This window comes from Pseudomonas sp. NS1(2017), from assembly GCF_002269425.1.
GTDB lineage: Bacteria > Pseudomonadota > Gammaproteobacteria > Pseudomonadales > Pseudomonadaceae > Aquipseudomonas > Aquipseudomonas reactans.
The window spans coordinates 1,474,734-1,489,455 of record NZ_CP022960.1; the positions used below are offsets into that span (position 1 = coordinate 1,474,734).

The window sequence follows — 14,722 nt, forward strand, 5'->3', positions numbered from 1 at the left end:
AGAAAGGACTGTTCATGAAACGCAAAGACAAAATAGCCGTCTCCGTCATCGCCGTATTTGCCGTCGGCGTGTTGGTGTACCTGGTCGCACCGGGCGTGCTGGGCAGCAAGCGCCAGACCACGAACGACGCCTTCGTCGCCGCTGACTTCACCCTGGTGGCGCCGCGCGTCGCCGGGTTTATCAAGGAGGTGCTGGTGGAAGACAACCAGCGCGTCAAGGCCGGGCAACTGCTGGCGCTGATCGACGACCGCGACTTCCGCGCTGCCGCCCAGGCGGCCGACGCCGATACCTTGGTGGCCCAGGCCCAACTGAAAAACGCCACGGCGACCCTGGAGCGGCAAAGTTCGGTCATCGCTCAGGCCCAGGCCACCGTCGCGGCAGATCGCGCCGAAATGGCCTTCGCCGAGCACGAGTTGAACCGCTACAACCACCTCGCCGGAGTCGGCGCCGGCACCGTGCAGAACGCTCAGCAAGCCAAGACCCGTATCGACCAGGCCACCGCGCGCCTGGCGAATGCCACAGCCGTGCTGGCGGCGGAACGCAAGCAAGTGGAAATCCTCACCGCCCAGCGCGATGCTGCTGAGGGTGGGCTCAAACGCGCCCAAGCCGCGTTGGAACTGGCCAGTTTTCAACTGTCGTACACGCGCATCGTTGCGCCGGTGGATGGCATGGTCGGCGAGCGTGCAGTGCGGGTGGGCGCCTATGTGACGCCGGGCAGCAAGATTCTCGCGGTCGTGCCGCTGGAAGAGGCCTATGTGGTGGCCAACTTCCAGGAAACCCAGCTCTCCCATATGCATGCCGGCCAAGCCGTGCAGGTGCGCGTCGACAGCCTCGACGGTGAATTGCTCAACGGCCATCTGGAGAGCCTCGCGCCCGCGACGGGCGTGACGTTTGCCTCGGTCAAACCCGACAACGCCACCGGTAACTTCACCAAGGTGGTACAGCGCATTCCGGTGAAGATCGTCCTCGAACCCAACCAGGCTCACATCGAGCGCCTGCGGGTTGGCATGTCGGTGGAAGCCAGCGTCGACACCTCGCCGGCCGCGCAGCAGCGTGAGGTGGCCCAGCAATGAAGCGAGTTGCCTGGCTCACCTTGAGTCTCATCAGCCTGAGCGCCTGCACGGTCGGCCCGGACTTTCACACGCCCCAGAGCCCGCAAGTGACCCAATGGAGCGAACCCCAGGGCCGCCTGGCCGCCAGCCGTGCCGTCAGCGACCCATTGCAGGAACGCTGGTGGGATGTGTTCCACGACGCGCAACTCTCGGCGCTTACACGCCGCGCGCTCACCGATAACCTCGACCTGAAACTCGCCAGCAGCCGCCTGCAACAAAGCCGCGCCGTGCGCCAGGTGACCACCGCCGAGCGCTATCCGAACCTCACTGCCAACGGTGATTACCTGCGCCAACGCAACAGCGGCAAAGGCTTGAGCGACCCGTCCGGCAATAATGGCCGCTCGGCGTTCAACCAGTGGGACATGGGCTTCTCGGCCTCTTGGGAGCTGGATTTCTGGGGCCGCGTTAAACGCGAAACCGAAGCCGCCGACGCCACCCTACAAGTCGCCGAAAACGACCGTCGTGCCGTGCTGTTATCGGTACTCGCCGAGACCGCCCAGGACTATATCCAACTGCGCGGCGTACAGAACACCCGCGCCGTTACCGAGCAGAACCTCGATGTCGCTCGCCACAGCCTCAAACTGTCGCAGTTGCGCCTGGCTGACGGTGTGGCCACGGACCTGGACGTGGCGGAAGCCGCCGCTCAAGTCGCGGCCATCGAAGCGCGCCTGCCCGATCTGCAACAGCGCCAAGACCAACTCATCAACGCCCTCAGCCTGTTGATGGGTGAACCGCCGCAAGCCTTGCACGCGCAGTTGTCCAAAGATGCCGCCGTGCCGCAAACCCAACGCCAAGTTGCGATTGGCCTGCCTTCGGAGCTGGCTGAGCGCCGCCCGGATATCCGCCAGGCCGAGGCGCGTTTGCATGCCGCTACCGCGAGCATCGGTGTGGCCAAGGGCGATTTCTACCCACGCATCACTTTGTCCGGCAGCCTTGGCTCCCAGGCCATGCAGCTCTCGGATTTCGGTTCATGGGGCTCTCGCGCCTTTGCTTTCGGCCCGCAATTCAGCTTGCCGCTGTTCAACGGTGGACGGTTGCAAGGCATGTTGAACCTGCGTGAAGCCCAGCAACAAGAGGCGGCGCTGGCGTACCAACAAACCGTGCTGCGCGCCTGGCATGAGATCGATGACCAACTGACCCGCTATAACGCCAGCCAGTTGCGCCGCGACAGCCTTGCCGAAGCGGTGCGCCAGAACCAGATTGCCCTGCGCACCGCGCAACAGCAGTACGTTGAAGGCGTGGTGGATTTCGTCAACGTGCTCACCGTGCAAAGCGCGCTGCTGGCCACGCAAGAGCAGTGGGTGGAAAGCTCGACCGGCGTGTCGCTGGCGATGGTTGGGTTGTACAAGGCGTTGGGCGGAGGCTGGGAATCGGTGTACCCGCTGCAAACCGCCGGGCGCTAAGTACAAAGAGTTTTTGTCAGTCGCCAAATAAACTGTAATGATAATTGCTCTCAATAGTGTATCTGAGCTTTTTCATGGACAGCGCGACTGACGGCCAGCAACAGCTTCACCTCCTGTACCGCGACCATCACGGCTGGCTGCAAGGCTGGCTGCGCAAGCGCCTGGGCGATCGCGAGCATGCGGCTGACGTGGCGCAGGACACCTTCCTGCGCCTGCTGGTGTCCGGGCGCTTTCCCGGCGACAAGGAAAGCCGCAGCTACCTGGCGCAGATCGCGCGCAACCTAGTGATCGACCAGTGGCGCCGCCTGCGCATCGAGCGCGCCTACCTGGAAAGCATCGCGCACCTGCCCGAGCCGGAATCGCCGTCCCTGGAAACCCGCGCACTGATCCTCGAAACGCTGATGCAGATCGACGCCATGCTCGACCGCATGCCCGATAACGTGCGCCAGGCGTTTTTGCTGTCGCAGTTCGAAGGCCTGAGTTACGCACAGGTCGCTGAGCGCTTGGGCGTCTCCGTCAGCTCGGTGCAGAAGTACATGACCCGCGCCATCGTCGCTTGCTACCAAGTGGCCTACGCCGAATGAGACAGGACGCACCCATCGCTCCGGCAGTTGTCGAGCAGGCCAGCGAATGGCTGATGCTGCAATGGGGTGGCGACCTGCAAGGCGAACAACGCCTGGCGTTTGCCCGTTGGCAGGCCGCCGACCCGGAGCATCGCCGTGCCTGGCAGCGTTTGCAGCAGTTGCAGCAAACCCTCGGCAGCGTGCCCGCCGACAGCGCTCGTGCGGTGTTGCGCGACACGCCGGACACCCAGCGCCGCGCTGCGCTCAAGCTGCTCGGCGTGCTGTTGGTGGCCGGTGGCAGTGGTTACCTGGTGCAACGCAGCGAGCCCTGGCAAGCCGCCTTCGCTGAGTACCGCACTCGCACCGGCGAGATTCGCCACGTCACCCTCAGCGATGGCACGCGCCTGGACCTCAACAGCGACAGCGCGGCCGACCTGCGTTTCAGCGCCAGCGAGCGGCGTATCTGCCTGATCCGCGGCGAGATCCTGCTGACCAGTGGCCACGACCCCATCCGCCCATTGATCGTCGAAACGCCAGCCGGTGACGTGCAGGCGCTGGGCACCCGTTTTGCGGTGCGCGAACTGGTCGATGGCAGCCGTGTCGACCTGTACGAAGGCCGCGTTCGCGTGACGCCGTTACAGGGCGCAGCCGTGCAGATGAACGCCGGTGACAGCCTGTGGTTCAACCAACGCCAAAGCTCGGCGTTGGCAGCGGTGAGCGCCAATGCCAGCAGTTGGACCGAGCACCGTCTGATCGCCGAGCGCCAGCCGTTGGGCGAATTTGTGGCACAGCTGAGTCGTTATCGTCCGGGGCTGCTGCGGTGTGATCAGGCGGTGGCGGGGCTGCTGTTGACGGGCGTGTTTCCGCTCAACGATACCGACGCCATCCTCGGCGCTTTGGAGCGCTCGTTGCCGGTCCAGGTGCAAGCGGTCACGCGCTACTGGGTGACGATCAAGGCGCGAGTCTGAAAATTTTTTCACCTGCGCTTGTCGGTTTTTGCATCCCGCTCGGGATACCTCTTGAAAGCCAATCAAGAAGCGATCTCACGGGGAGTCCTGCAATGCCGCACCACCCAATCCAACCCTTGGCCCGCGCCTTGCGCCGTGGCGTGTTTGTCAGCCTGTTGGCGACGGTGCCGATGGTGCCGACGCTGGTCCATGCCGAAGAAAGTACCGAGGCGCTGCGCAGCTACAACATCCCGGCCGGTAGCCTCGACCAGGCACTGAACCGCTTTGCCAGCGCGTCGGGCATTTTGCTGTCGGTTGACGCGACGCTGACCGAAGGCAAGCGCAGTGCGGGCCTGCAAGGGCGCTACGGCGTCGGGTCGGGTCTGGAGCGGCTGCTGGCGGGCAGCGGCCTAATGGCGATGCAATCCCAGGGCGGTTGGTCGTTGCAGGCGGTTTCCAGTGGCGGGCCTTTGCAACTGGGCGCTACCCAGATCAGCGGCCAGCAAGCCCAGGAAAATGCCTGGGGCCCGGTCGACGGTATTGTCGCCACGCGCAGTGCATCGGGCAGCAAGACCGATTCGGCACTGGTGGAAATTCCCCAGACCATCAACGTGATCACCGCCGCCGAGATCAAGGCGCGTGGGGCCCAAAGTGTGACCCAGGCGTTGCTCTACACCCCGGGCATGAGCGCGGGTGGTTTCGCCGATCGGGTGAAGCTGTTCGATGAGCCGACCTCTCGCGGCTTCTCGCCTACGCCCCTGTACCTCGACGGTCTGCACTTGCCTTATGGCGGCGGCAGCACCGGCGGCGCGTTGCAGATCGAGCCGTATTCCCTGGAGCGCATCGAAGTGCTCAAGGGCCCGGCCTCCGTGCTGTACGGGCAAAACCAACCCGGCGGCATCGTCAACATGGTCAGCAAGCGCCCCAGCGAAACGCCGATCCACCAAGTGGTACTGGAAGCGGGCACCTACGAGCACAAAAGCGCGGCCATCGACCTGAGCGGTCCACTGGATGAGCAAGGGCAATTTCTGTATCGCCTGACCGGCCTGGCCAATGACGGCCAGGACGAAATCAACTACGTCGAAAACAAGCGCCAGTTCATCGCGCCGAGCCTCACCTGGCGGCCGAACGATGACACCAGCGTGACGGTGTTCGCGCAGTACCAGAAAGACAAAGGCGTGCCCGAAGCCCAGGGGTTGCCGGCATCCGGCACGTTGTGGGCCAACCCCAACGGCAAGATCAAGCGCGACCTGTTCATCGGCGAGCCTGGCGTCAACCAGTACAACCGCGAGCAATACGCACTGGGTTACGAGATTTCCCATCGCCTGAACGACACCTGGACCCTCAAGCAAAACGCACGTTATGCCGAGGTCGACGACCGCTACACCGCGCCGTTGCACGGCTACCGTTTCGTCGCCAACCCCGCCACTGGCGTACAGGATCAACGCTACCTGCAACGCTTCGGTGTGGACTGGGCGCAGAACAACAAAGTGTTTGGCGTGGACAGCATCGCCCAGGCGGAATTTGATACCGGTGCCTTCTCTCACACGATGATCTTCGGCCTGGACTACTACCATTCCAACTCGCAGTTCCACGGCTTGTACGACCGCAACCCGCCGATCATCGATCTGTTCAAGCCGGTCTACGGTCAGCGCATGAATTTCGGCCAACCATACCGCTGGGACCGCACCGTCACCCAGACCGGCCTGTACGTACAGGACCAGATCAAGTGGGACAAATGGGCATTGGTACTGGGCGGGCGCTATGACTGGGCCAACGTCGTGAATAAAGAACCGTTGACCGACACCCGCTTTGCCAGCAAAGACCAGGCGTTCACCGGGCGTGCAGGCCTGGTGTACCTGTTCGATAACGGCCTGGCGCCGTTTGTCAGCTACACGGAATCCTTCCTGCCACTGGCCGGCACTGACGCCAACCAGAAGCCATTCGAGCCGTCCACCGGCAACCAATATGAAGTCGGCGTGAAGTACCAGCCGCCTGGGCAGAAGAGTTTCGTGCAGGTCTCGGTCTATCAACTGGACCAGGAAAACGTGCTCACCACCAACCCGGTCGACACCACCTTCAGCACCCAAAGCGGTGCCATGCGTTCACGCGGCGTGGAAGTGGAAGCCAAGGCCGTCCTCAGCGATGCCTGGGACATCGTCGCGTCGGCTTCGCGCAACGACATCAAATACACCAAGGACAACGATGGCCGCGAGGGTCGCCACCCGGCCGGCATCTCGCCGCTCACCGCGTCGATGTGGGTCAACTACAGCGTGCTCGGCGACACACCGCTGGCCGGTCTCGGCGCGGGCCTGGGCGTGCGCTATGCCCGCCAGAGCCTCGGCGACTACTACGAAGGCGCTTTTACCGTGCCTTCCTATAGCGTCTACGACGCCAGCCTGAGCTACGACCTGAGCCGTTCGCCGCTCAAACTCAAGGGCGTGAAACTGGCGATGAACGTGCAGAACCTCACCAACAAGACCTACGTGTCGCAGTGCACCAGTGACCTGGACTGCTACTACGGCGAAGGGCGCACGGTGGTGTCGAGCCTGACCTACGACTGGTAGTTCCCCACCCACTGTAGGAGCGAGCTTGCTCGCGAAAAACGTATTGACGACGCGCGGCTACCTGATAGCGCTGCGTTATCGTTGACGTCTTTCGCGAGCAAGCTCGCTCCTACAGGCCATGGTGAACCCTTATGGGTTTTGCAAGAACACCACGTACCCCCGAAACCACTCGTTCCCCTGCAAATACCCTGGTGCCTCCCACGTTCCACCCTGAATCAAGCCAATCTTGAACGGCAGCCCCAGCCGATTTATCCGTGGCAGATACGCTGCGTAATCCGGGATGCTGTGCCGCCCCTGATACGTTTGCACCACCACTTCATCCACCACCCCTTTGAGTTGAGCGATGGCAGCCGGATCAGCGTTGCTGCTCCAGTCCATCAAGCCGGTGATGCTCAGGCGCAGGTCGGCGGGCAGGCGCTGGCGCAGGTCGCGCAGGAAGTCGGCGTATTCATGCAGGTACTGAGTGCGGGCGTCGAAGTCGATCTGAATACCCACCACCGGATTGCCTGCGTCGCGCCAGCGTTGCACCTGGCCGAACAGTTGGCGGTAGACCTGCTCGGGCCAGTGCAGGGTGTGGGCGCGGTAGACGATCCAGATATCGCCTTCGGTAAGGCGCGGCACGCTGATGCCTTGGGCAATCATCTGCACGCCGCGCTGGGGCGCGCGGCGCGTGGAGTTGATCTGGCCCTGGAGGATGTACAGGGTTTTTGCCTGCTTGAGCACCGGCTGTGGTGTAACCCCGCTCCACAGCCAGAAGGCGTCATAGTCACGGGCGTCGACGGCGCCGAAGGCCGGGCTTGCCAGCAATAGCACGCCGAGCCACAGGTGTTTCACCAGTAGTACTGCAGCGACTTGCCCCACTGGGTGTCGGCGTAGCTGGTTTTCAGCTGGCGAAACCAGGCCTTGCGCACCGCAGGCACCACGTCGACGCCGCCGCAACTGTTGTAGCCCGACGGCCCGTAGCAATTGATGGCGCGGAACAGGGCGTAGGCCTTGTCATTCTTGGGTGCCTTGGCGTTGCCGATCACCTGTTTGTAGCCGTCCAGGCGCGAGAAGGTTTCCCCCTTGAAGTCCGATGCGCTGCTGCCCAGGCTGCCGGCGGCGCGCGCCTGTTCCAGTGGCATGCCGTCCAGGCCGTTACGCAGGATGAACTCACCCAGGCAGTTCAGGCCCTGTGGGTTTTTTGCATCAGCCTGCAAGGTTGCGGCGATTTGTGTGATGCTCGGGCAGGCATAGCCGGATTCGGCTTTGTCGCCGTTCCACTGAAACAATTTCAAGGTCTGGCTGGCGCTGTAGACGTAGCCCAGGCTGGTGCCCAGTTTGTCTTTCGGGGCTGTGTTTGGCAGTTGCTTGAGATCTTCGGCGAACGTGGCGTACTGACCGCGCAGCAGGTCTTTGTAGAGCAGCACGAATTGTGCGGTCTGGCGTTCCAGCGGATCGCTGGCCTGGGCGATCTGCTGGCGCAGCAACTCGGGACCCGCGACGTTGCGCAGCAGGATGTATCGCACCTGCTTGGCGCTGATCGGCGAGTCGGCGGCAAACACCTTGGCCAACTGGCCGCTGCGTTCGTAGTTCATCGCCAGCGCCAATTCCAGCTGATCGCGTTGCAGCGGCAATTTTGCCAGCGGCAGCAATTGCAGCCAGAGGGATTCGGCACCTTCCCAGTCTTGTTTGGCTTCCAGCGCCAGCGCGCGCAGGGTCTGCTGGCTGAAGGCAAAGTAATTCAGGCTCGACGGCACGCTCTGGGGCAATAGTTTCAGCGTGGCGTCCGGCTGATGCTCGGTATACAGCGCAGACACCGCGAGCAAATAGTCATACAGCTCCGGCGCGCTGGAAAACGCAGCTTTCTGCTTTTCCAGGTCGGTGCGGGAGAGGGCGGGCTGGTTGCCACCGCGCATCACCATCAGGTCGCTGACAAACTGGATCATCGGCGTGCTGACGGTTTCGCTATTGACCATCAACAGCTTGAGGTCGACTTCCTCCACCAGCTCATCCACCGACACATTGCGCTGTGCGTCCGTTGCCTCGGTCATTGCCCAGCCGAAGGCCTCGGCGAGCTTGGTGTTGTCACCGGCCAGCCAATAGACACGGCGCAACAGGCCACGGGCGGAGGCCAGGTAGTCGCCCTGTGGATAAGCTTTCAGGTAACCGAGAAAGCCTTCCTCGGCATGGCTCAGGGCGGACTTATCCACATGCTCGAGCTGCGGCATGCCGTACTCGTCAAAGGCTTCGGCCTGGGCCTGGTTCAAAGACGTGCGCGCTGTCATGTACAGCGCGGTTTCCTTCAACCAAGGCACGTGACTGGCGCTGGCGGCGGCGAAACCGCGCTCAGCGTCACCGAAGCGACCGCTGTAGAAGTCGGCGGCGGCTTGCAGGTAGGTGCGGAACAGTTGGCCGTCGTTGGACTGGATCTGCTGGGCGTCCACCACCTGCCCTTCCCACGAACAGGTCTTGAGCAGTTGCAAGCGCGCCTTTACCAACAACTCACGCTCGGCTGCCGGCATGTCGGCCTTGATCACCTGGCTGATGAACGCCGTGGCGCTGTCATCATCGTTGCTGCGGCAACGGCTGCCTTCGCCAGTCAGGAACGCTTCGCCTGCGCTCTCGTACTCGTCGCGCTGGATGCCCAGGGGCTTGAGTAGGGTGTCGAGTTCGGCGGTGCGTGAATTGTCCGGCTTGTTGTCGGGCTCATCGTTTGTCGCGGGGATAGGCGCCAGGCGATAGACCGGGAAGGGCACCAGGCCAAAGCCCTGGGACAGATCATCTTCGCTCAGGGCGTTGGGGGTAAGCGGTTCGGCCTGTTTGTCCGCCAGCAGCAGGCGCAGGTTGACGCGGCTGTCGTTGCCGGGGCTGAGGAAGGGCAGGTTACTGCAGGAATCGAGGCTGTCACGCGAGACGCGCCAATCGGGGTAACACGAGTCGTCAGAGCTGGCCTGGGCCTGTTGGGTGATGCCGGCAAGCAGTGCCAGTGCCAGGGGTGACAGAAAACCGATGCGCATGACGTGTCCTTGATCCTGAGTCCTTGGAGGAGGGCAATAATAGCGTGTTCCTACGGTTGCTTCGGAGAAGCCCTGCACAAATTGCTGATTTGTCCGATTCCAGCAGCCAGCCTGGATCTTTTGTCCTAGAGTGGCGGTGTTTGCGTTTGGGCAATCGGGGGAATCGAGGTGCGTCGGTCTGTGGTAGAGCAAAACGAAAAGGTCGGGACGTTACCCGCGCTCAATCGCCTCGGTTGGGAAGGTGCCGGCTGGATCAGCCGTTTCTGGTGGGTGCCGATCCTGGCGCTGGCCATGGCCCTGCGTTTTTACAACCTGACGTCGGCGGCGATTTGGGGCGACGAGGGCTCTAGCCTGCTGCTCAGCGAATACGCCTTGGGCGACCTGTGGTTCCACGCGGCACACGATGTGCACCCGCCGCTGTATTTTTTCCTGCTGCGCGGTTGGATTGAACTGTTCGGCGACAGCATCTGGTCGATTCGCGGCATGAGTGCCATTCCCGGCGTGGTCGTCGTGGGCTTGGGCATCTGGCTGACGCGGCAACTGTCCAGCCGCCGTGCGGCGGTGCTGGCAGGGATACTGCTGGCGCTGTTGCCGACGGCGGTGCGCTACAGCCAGGAAGTGCGCATGTATTCGCTGCTGGGTGTGTGGCTGCTGGGCGCCACGCTGGCGCTGGTTTACTGGGTACGCCAACCTGAGCGCACGCGGTATCTGGCGGTGTATGTCGTATTGATGACGGCCGGTTTCTACACCCATTACTTCACTGCGCTATGCGTATTGGTGCATTGGGCTTACCTGGGCGTGCTGAGTGGCACGGTGCCGCGCGACCAACGCCTGATCACGCGCCCGGCCTGGTGGGTGGCCAACGCCACGATTGTATTGCTGTACCTGCCTTGGCTGCCGAATCTGCTGGACCTGGTGCAGCATGTTGATCAGCTCAGGGTGGGGGGCGATATTGGTTGGGAGGATCCGGTCAGCCTGTTCTCCCTTCCGTCGATGATCTGGCAATTCGTACTGCAGGATGAAGGTGTCGGTTTCTGGTCGCCGCTGTTCTGGCTGTTCCCGTTGCTGCTGGTGGCTGTCGTCGTTGCCACCGCTTGGCGCGACCGCGACCGCTACCGGCCGGCCAGCCTGTTGGCGCTGCTTTTCCTGTTGCCACTGTTGTTGGTCTACGGGGTGTCGTTTATTTCCCCAGTGTTTATCGAGCGTTACCTGACGGTTTACGCCCTGGGCCTGCCGATCCTGCTGGCGATGGCCATCGATCGCCTGCCATCACGGTTTTCATTACTGGGGGCAGCACTGTTCGTGCTGTTTGTCGGCGTGGAACTGGTGGGCTTGAAGAACAACTTCACCGTGGACGAACACGACCAATTCAACGTGCCGGTGGAATTCGTCAACCGCAATTTCCAGGAAGACGACCGCATCGTCCTCAGCGACATGCTGTGGTACCTGAGCTATGTGTATTACGACCAGACCGACGCCCAATTGCAGCTCTATACCCCACCCAAGCCGGATGGCACGTCAACCCGGCCCAACGCTTACGGCTTCGGCACCTTGGTGGACCAAGACGGCGGGCGCATCTACCTCGACCACCTGTCGGCACTGCCCGCCGAGACCCGCCGCGTGTGGCTGATCAGCAGCAACGAAGCCCCCGACGATTTCGCCCCGCTGCCCGAAGGCTGGCGCGAACTCAGTCGCCAGGATGGCGGCGGCGCGCGGGCGCGGTTGTTCGTGCTGTGCAACGTACCGTCGGCACAACCCGAGGGCTGCCGCTAGACTGGGTTGACACTTTTCTATCAGGAGCCCGCCATGGAATCGCCCGTGCATAGCTTGCCGTCATTGTTCAAACAGCTGGGTTTGCCGGATGACCCGGTGAGTATCGAGAAGTTTGTGGCGGTTCACTCGCCGCTCAAGCCGGAGCTGAAACTGGCGGATGCGTTTTTCTGGACGGACAGCCAGAAGGCGTTTTTGCGCGAGGAGATTCTGGAGGATGCGGATTGGGCTGAGGTGGTGGATGAGCTGAATTTGATGTTGCGGGGTGGGCGAGGGGTGTAAAAAAAACTTTGCTGAAACACGATAATGTAAAAAAAAATGGTGAGAGGTAAAAAAAACTGGGCTTTAATCGCTCAAGTGAATTTTTTCTGGGGAAGCTCACCTTGGCGACAGTCGGATATGCCTATCTCTGCGAATCGCTGGATTTAAAGGTCATCCCGCCTCAGCGCGTCGCGATGATTAAACCCGTGACCAGAATCACCTTGATCGGCAACTGCCTGGCGGTTCCGCATGCCGTCGCACCTGCGCAACATGCCCTGTTTGAGAACGTGCTGTTCGCACTCAAGCATGAGGGTGTGAATCTCGCCATACTTGCCCAGGTTTTTGAACGTCTTGGTCCGGAGCCATTTTTGGCCGGTTTGGCGGAATCCCCCCATGGCGCCTTTATCCGTAAAGCCTGCTATTTGTGGGAAGGATTTACCGGGCGAGCGCTTGATTACGCACTACCTGTTCGGGGGCGTGTTGTTGCCTTGTTTGATCCCGAGCGCTATGTGACTGGCCCAAGCATCCGCAACAGTCGTTGGCGAATTGATTTTAATGGCCTGGGCTCTCTGCATTACTGCGCGACGGTGGAGAGAACGCCTGAGTTAGAGGCGTTGTTGGCGCTTGATGTGTTGGGTCACGCCAGATCTTTCATGGCAACCCTGCCTCCAGAAATGATGGACCGCGCGATCCAGTGGGCCTATCTCCACGAAACTCGCGATTCATTTGCTATCGAAAAAGAACAACCCAGTGAAGAAAAATCCCGACGCTTCGTCCAGCTTTTACGCCAGGCTCACGAAGGGCGGCTGCTGACAGAGGACTACTTGGTCGAGCTGCAAAACAGCACCGTCTCCAACCCGTTCGACAAAGCCGTCGCATTCCGCCATGAACAAAACCACCTGCACAACGGCCTGCGTGGTGCAGCGGGTGTCAGCTATGTACCACCTGCTGCGGCGCTCTGTCAGGACCTGATGGAAGAATTGATGGCGTTCGCCAACCAGCCTGTGAGAGAGGTTGATCCATTGGTGGCGGCTGCCGTCACTGCTTTCGGCTTTGTGTTCCTGCATCCGTTCATGGACGGTAATGGGCGCCTGTCTCGCTTCCTGATCCACCAAACACTCTGCCACTACGGCGCGCTGGAGAACGGGCTGTTGTTGCCTGTTTCCGTTGCGATGAAGCACGAAGAGGCGGCCTATCTGGAGGCGCTCAAGTCGTTCTCCCAACCCAGGCGGGAATTCTGGAGCGTGACTTGGCTGGATGGCGATGAAATGGCCTTCGAGTTCATCGGCCACCCGTCGATTTACCGCTACTGGGACGCCACCCGCTGTGTCGAATTCACCCTGCAAATGGCTCGACGCGCATTAGAGGTGGAACTGCGTGAAGAAACCGAATTCCTCGACCGCTACGACCGCGTGATCAAGGCCGTGAACCAGCGTTATGACGTGCGCGGCAGTGATCTGTCGAAGCTGGTGATGATGTGCCTGGATAACGAGGGCAAGGTTTCGAAGCATCGGCGCAAGCAGTTTCAGTACAGCGTATCTGAGGAAGTGTTTGAGTTTATTGAGGCGGAGGTTCGTCAATTACCAAGTTGAGGGGGAATATTTTTCTAATGTGGACTGGAGTAATAGCTGTACATTCTTAGTATCGTCATGAGTAAGAATATTACGAAAAGCGACGCGGCCCAAAGGCTGCGAGTTTTAACTCCTCTGCTGTTAATGTAATTAATATCAGAGATGTGATCTTGATCTTCGTTCAAGATTTTAGCTAGGTCCTTCTCGGTAATTAAGTCTTTGTATCTATTTTTTATATTGGCGTATGAGTTTTGCAGTCTGGCTCTCTCGTCGGATAGTTCGTTAATTGAATAAAAACATACTAATATTGAAATGCATAAGAAGGCGAAAAAGATCCAATAAATTTCAGATGTTACTTCTAAGGTCGGTGTTTTGCCACTGACAATCCTGAAAAGAAATATCGAAAAAAAGAAGGAGTAGATGGCAAATATTGACGACCTGAACGCAGCTCCCACATTTTTTGCCAAATCACTCGCTTTTTCAGATGATTTTTGAATTGATTCTGATATTTTATTTTTGATTTCAATGTATTGTTTTAGATTGTCTTTTAAGTAAATTTGATAGCCCGAACTAATTGAGGCGATGGTTTCCTGTGGGATAGATGCGAAAGAATCTTTTTCTAGATGGATTGAAATAATGTTTCGGGCTATCCCGATTTTATCGATGGTGTTTCCGTCGTTATATATCCAGTTGTATATTTCGTAGAAAATCTCAGCAGCGTTTTCTGCGTTTGTTATGGTCTCTGAATGTTTAAATGTATTCTCTATAGTCTTGTAGCCGTTCAGTTTTAATTTCACGTCCCCTGCATCTGTGAATCTGGAATAGTCGCAGATAAATATGAGTGACGAAACTAGTAATAAAGGTGTAAATGTATTTTGTATTTCCTGCGGTATAACTCCCGTCGTCACTTTAAAGTCTTCTGGGATGAAATTGTGTTGGGCGGAATTTGCGAAATTAGTTGATTTTTCTCTTTTTGAAAGTAGTTCCTCGCGTAATATTTTAGATTGTGGTAGTGCGGATGCGTCTTCTTGGTTTTTAAAAATAAATAGAGATGTTGAAAAGCTTTTGGTGTTGTCTAGCAGCTCAAGCTTGTTTGCTTTTTCAGAGAGGTTTTTTATTTTAAGAAAAGCAGAGTTTATTGATTTGTCACGCCAAAATCCTGAGATTGCCTTAATTGAGTATATTGATAGTGTGCGATCGTGTGGTGTTTTTGTTATTTTTATAGTGATTGTGGTTTCTTGATTTTTTGCATGCGTAAGATTGATGTCGATGCTGTTTATAAAAGTTTCCAGCTCAGTTTTCTCACTCCTTTCAAGTACGTCGTTATCTACAGTGTGGCTGTATTGTATGGCGATACTTGGCCTATCCCTGTTAGGTACTCGCGAGAGTGCTTGGTGCAGTTGGCTTACTCCAGGCGTATGGAGCTCCTTACAAGAATATTTAACAGTGTACTCGGAATTGTTTTCTGTCTCCGAGAGTAGAGTCGATTTTTTTGTAAATACTGAAATTATTGAGTCTTTGATTTCCAA

At 59.1% G+C, this 14,722-nt stretch carries 11 protein-coding genes; 8 read left to right on the top strand and 3 right to left on the bottom strand.

Translation table 11 applies throughout. The annotated features are described in order from the left end of the window. The first annotated feature begins 14 nt into the window (after positions 1-14). The 5 genes from CI807_RS07105 (at position 15) to CI807_RS07125 (ending at position 6,592) form a co-directional block, all read left to right on the top strand. Positions 15-1,073 carry an HlyD family secretion protein gene (locus CI807_RS07105; RefSeq protein ID WP_033900096.1) on the top strand — a complete coding sequence of 353 codons (1,059 nt, stop codon included), beginning with the start codon at positions 15-17 and terminating at the stop codon, positions 1,071-1,073. Then, a complete protein-coding gene (locus CI807_RS07110) occupies positions 1,070-2,515 on the top strand; it encodes an efflux transporter outer membrane subunit (protein WP_095014172.1) in 1,446 nt (481 codons plus the stop codon). The genes CI807_RS07105 and CI807_RS07110 overlap by 4 nt, the downstream gene beginning before the upstream one ends. A 74-nt stretch (positions 2,516-2,589) precedes the next feature. Further along, complete coding sequence (locus CI807_RS07115; RefSeq protein ID WP_095014173.1) at positions 2,590-3,099, top strand: sigma-70 family RNA polymerase sigma factor; 510 nt, start codon at positions 2,590-2,592, stop codon at positions 3,097-3,099. Next, positions 3,096-4,046: a FecR domain-containing protein gene (locus CI807_RS07120; RefSeq protein WP_095014174.1), complete on the top strand. Its 951-nt coding sequence runs from the start codon at positions 3,096-3,098 to the stop codon at positions 4,044-4,046. The genes CI807_RS07115 and CI807_RS07120 overlap by 4 nt, the downstream gene beginning before the upstream one ends. Positions 4,047-4,138: 92 nt before the next feature. Continuing rightward, complete coding sequence (locus CI807_RS07125; protein ID WP_095014175.1) at positions 4,139-6,592, top strand: TonB-dependent siderophore receptor; 2,454 nt, start codon at positions 4,139-4,141, stop codon at positions 6,590-6,592. A 129-nt stretch (positions 6,593-6,721) separates the two neighbouring features. On the opposite strand, the gene CI807_RS07130 is transcribed toward CI807_RS07125, so the two are convergent. Next, positions 6,722-7,426, bottom strand: coding sequence for a DUF3142 domain-containing protein (locus CI807_RS07130; protein WP_095014176.1), 705 nt, complete (start codon positions 7,424-7,426; stop codon positions 6,722-6,724). Then, positions 7,423-9,591, bottom strand: coding sequence for an outer membrane assembly lipoprotein YfiO (locus CI807_RS07135; RefSeq protein ID WP_095014177.1), 2,169 nt, complete (start codon positions 9,589-9,591; stop codon positions 7,423-7,425). Before CI807_RS07135 ends, CI807_RS07130 begins: the two co-directional genes overlap by 4 nt. Before the next feature lie 168 nt (positions 9,592-9,759). On the opposite strand from CI807_RS07135, the gene CI807_RS07140 reads away from it, so the two are divergent. The 3 genes from CI807_RS07140 to CI807_RS07150 all read left to right on the top strand — a co-directional run bounded on the left by CI807_RS07140 (position 9,760) and on the right by CI807_RS07150 (position 13,214). Next, a complete protein-coding gene (locus CI807_RS07140) occupies positions 9,760-11,364 on the top strand; it encodes a glycosyltransferase family 39 protein (RefSeq protein WP_095014178.1) in 1,605 nt (534 codons plus the stop codon). 33 nt (positions 11,365-11,397) lie between these two features. Then, positions 11,398-11,643 (top strand): DUF2789 domain-containing protein, encoded by a 246-nt coding sequence (locus tag CI807_RS07145; RefSeq protein ID WP_033900115.1) that lies wholly within the window; start codon positions 11,398-11,400, stop codon positions 11,641-11,643. A gap of 101 nt (positions 11,644-11,744) precedes the next feature. Then, positions 11,745-13,214 carry a Fic family protein gene (locus tag CI807_RS07150; protein WP_095014179.1) on the top strand — a complete coding sequence of 490 codons (1,470 nt, stop codon included), beginning with the start codon at positions 11,745-11,747 and terminating at the stop codon, positions 13,212-13,214. Between the two features lie 14 nt (positions 13,215-13,228). Here CI807_RS07150 and CI807_RS31250 read toward each other — a convergent pair whose 3' ends face one another. Continuing rightward, complete coding sequence (locus CI807_RS31250; protein WP_157741999.1) at positions 13,229-14,722, bottom strand: hypothetical protein; 1,494 nt, start codon at positions 14,720-14,722, stop codon at positions 13,229-13,231.

Bases quoted from the DNA above. Each gene is read 5' to 3' on its own strand.
- CI807_RS07105 (WP_033900096.1), top strand. From the start codon at position 15: ATGAAACGCAAAGACAAAATAGCCGTCTCCGTCATCGCCGTATTTGCC.
- CI807_RS07110 (WP_095014172.1), top strand. From the start codon at position 1,070: ATGAAGCGAGTTGCCTGGCTCACCTTGAGTCTCATCAGCCTGAGCGCC.
- CI807_RS07115 (WP_095014173.1), top strand. From the start codon at position 2,590: ATGGACAGCGCGACTGACGGCCAGCAACAGCTTCACCTCCTGTACCGC.
- CI807_RS07120 (WP_095014174.1), top strand. From the start codon at position 3,096: ATGAGACAGGACGCACCCATCGCTCCGGCAGTTGTCGAGCAGGCCAGC.
- CI807_RS07125 (WP_095014175.1), top strand. From the start codon at position 4,139: ATGCCGCACCACCCAATCCAACCCTTGGCCCGCGCCTTGCGCCGTGGC.
- CI807_RS07135 (WP_095014177.1), bottom strand. From the start codon at position 9,591: ATGCGCATCGGTTTTCTGTCACCCCTGGCACTGGCACTGCTTGCCGGC.
- CI807_RS07145 (WP_033900115.1), top strand. From the start codon at position 11,398: ATGGAATCGCCCGTGCATAGCTTGCCGTCATTGTTCAAACAGCTGGGT.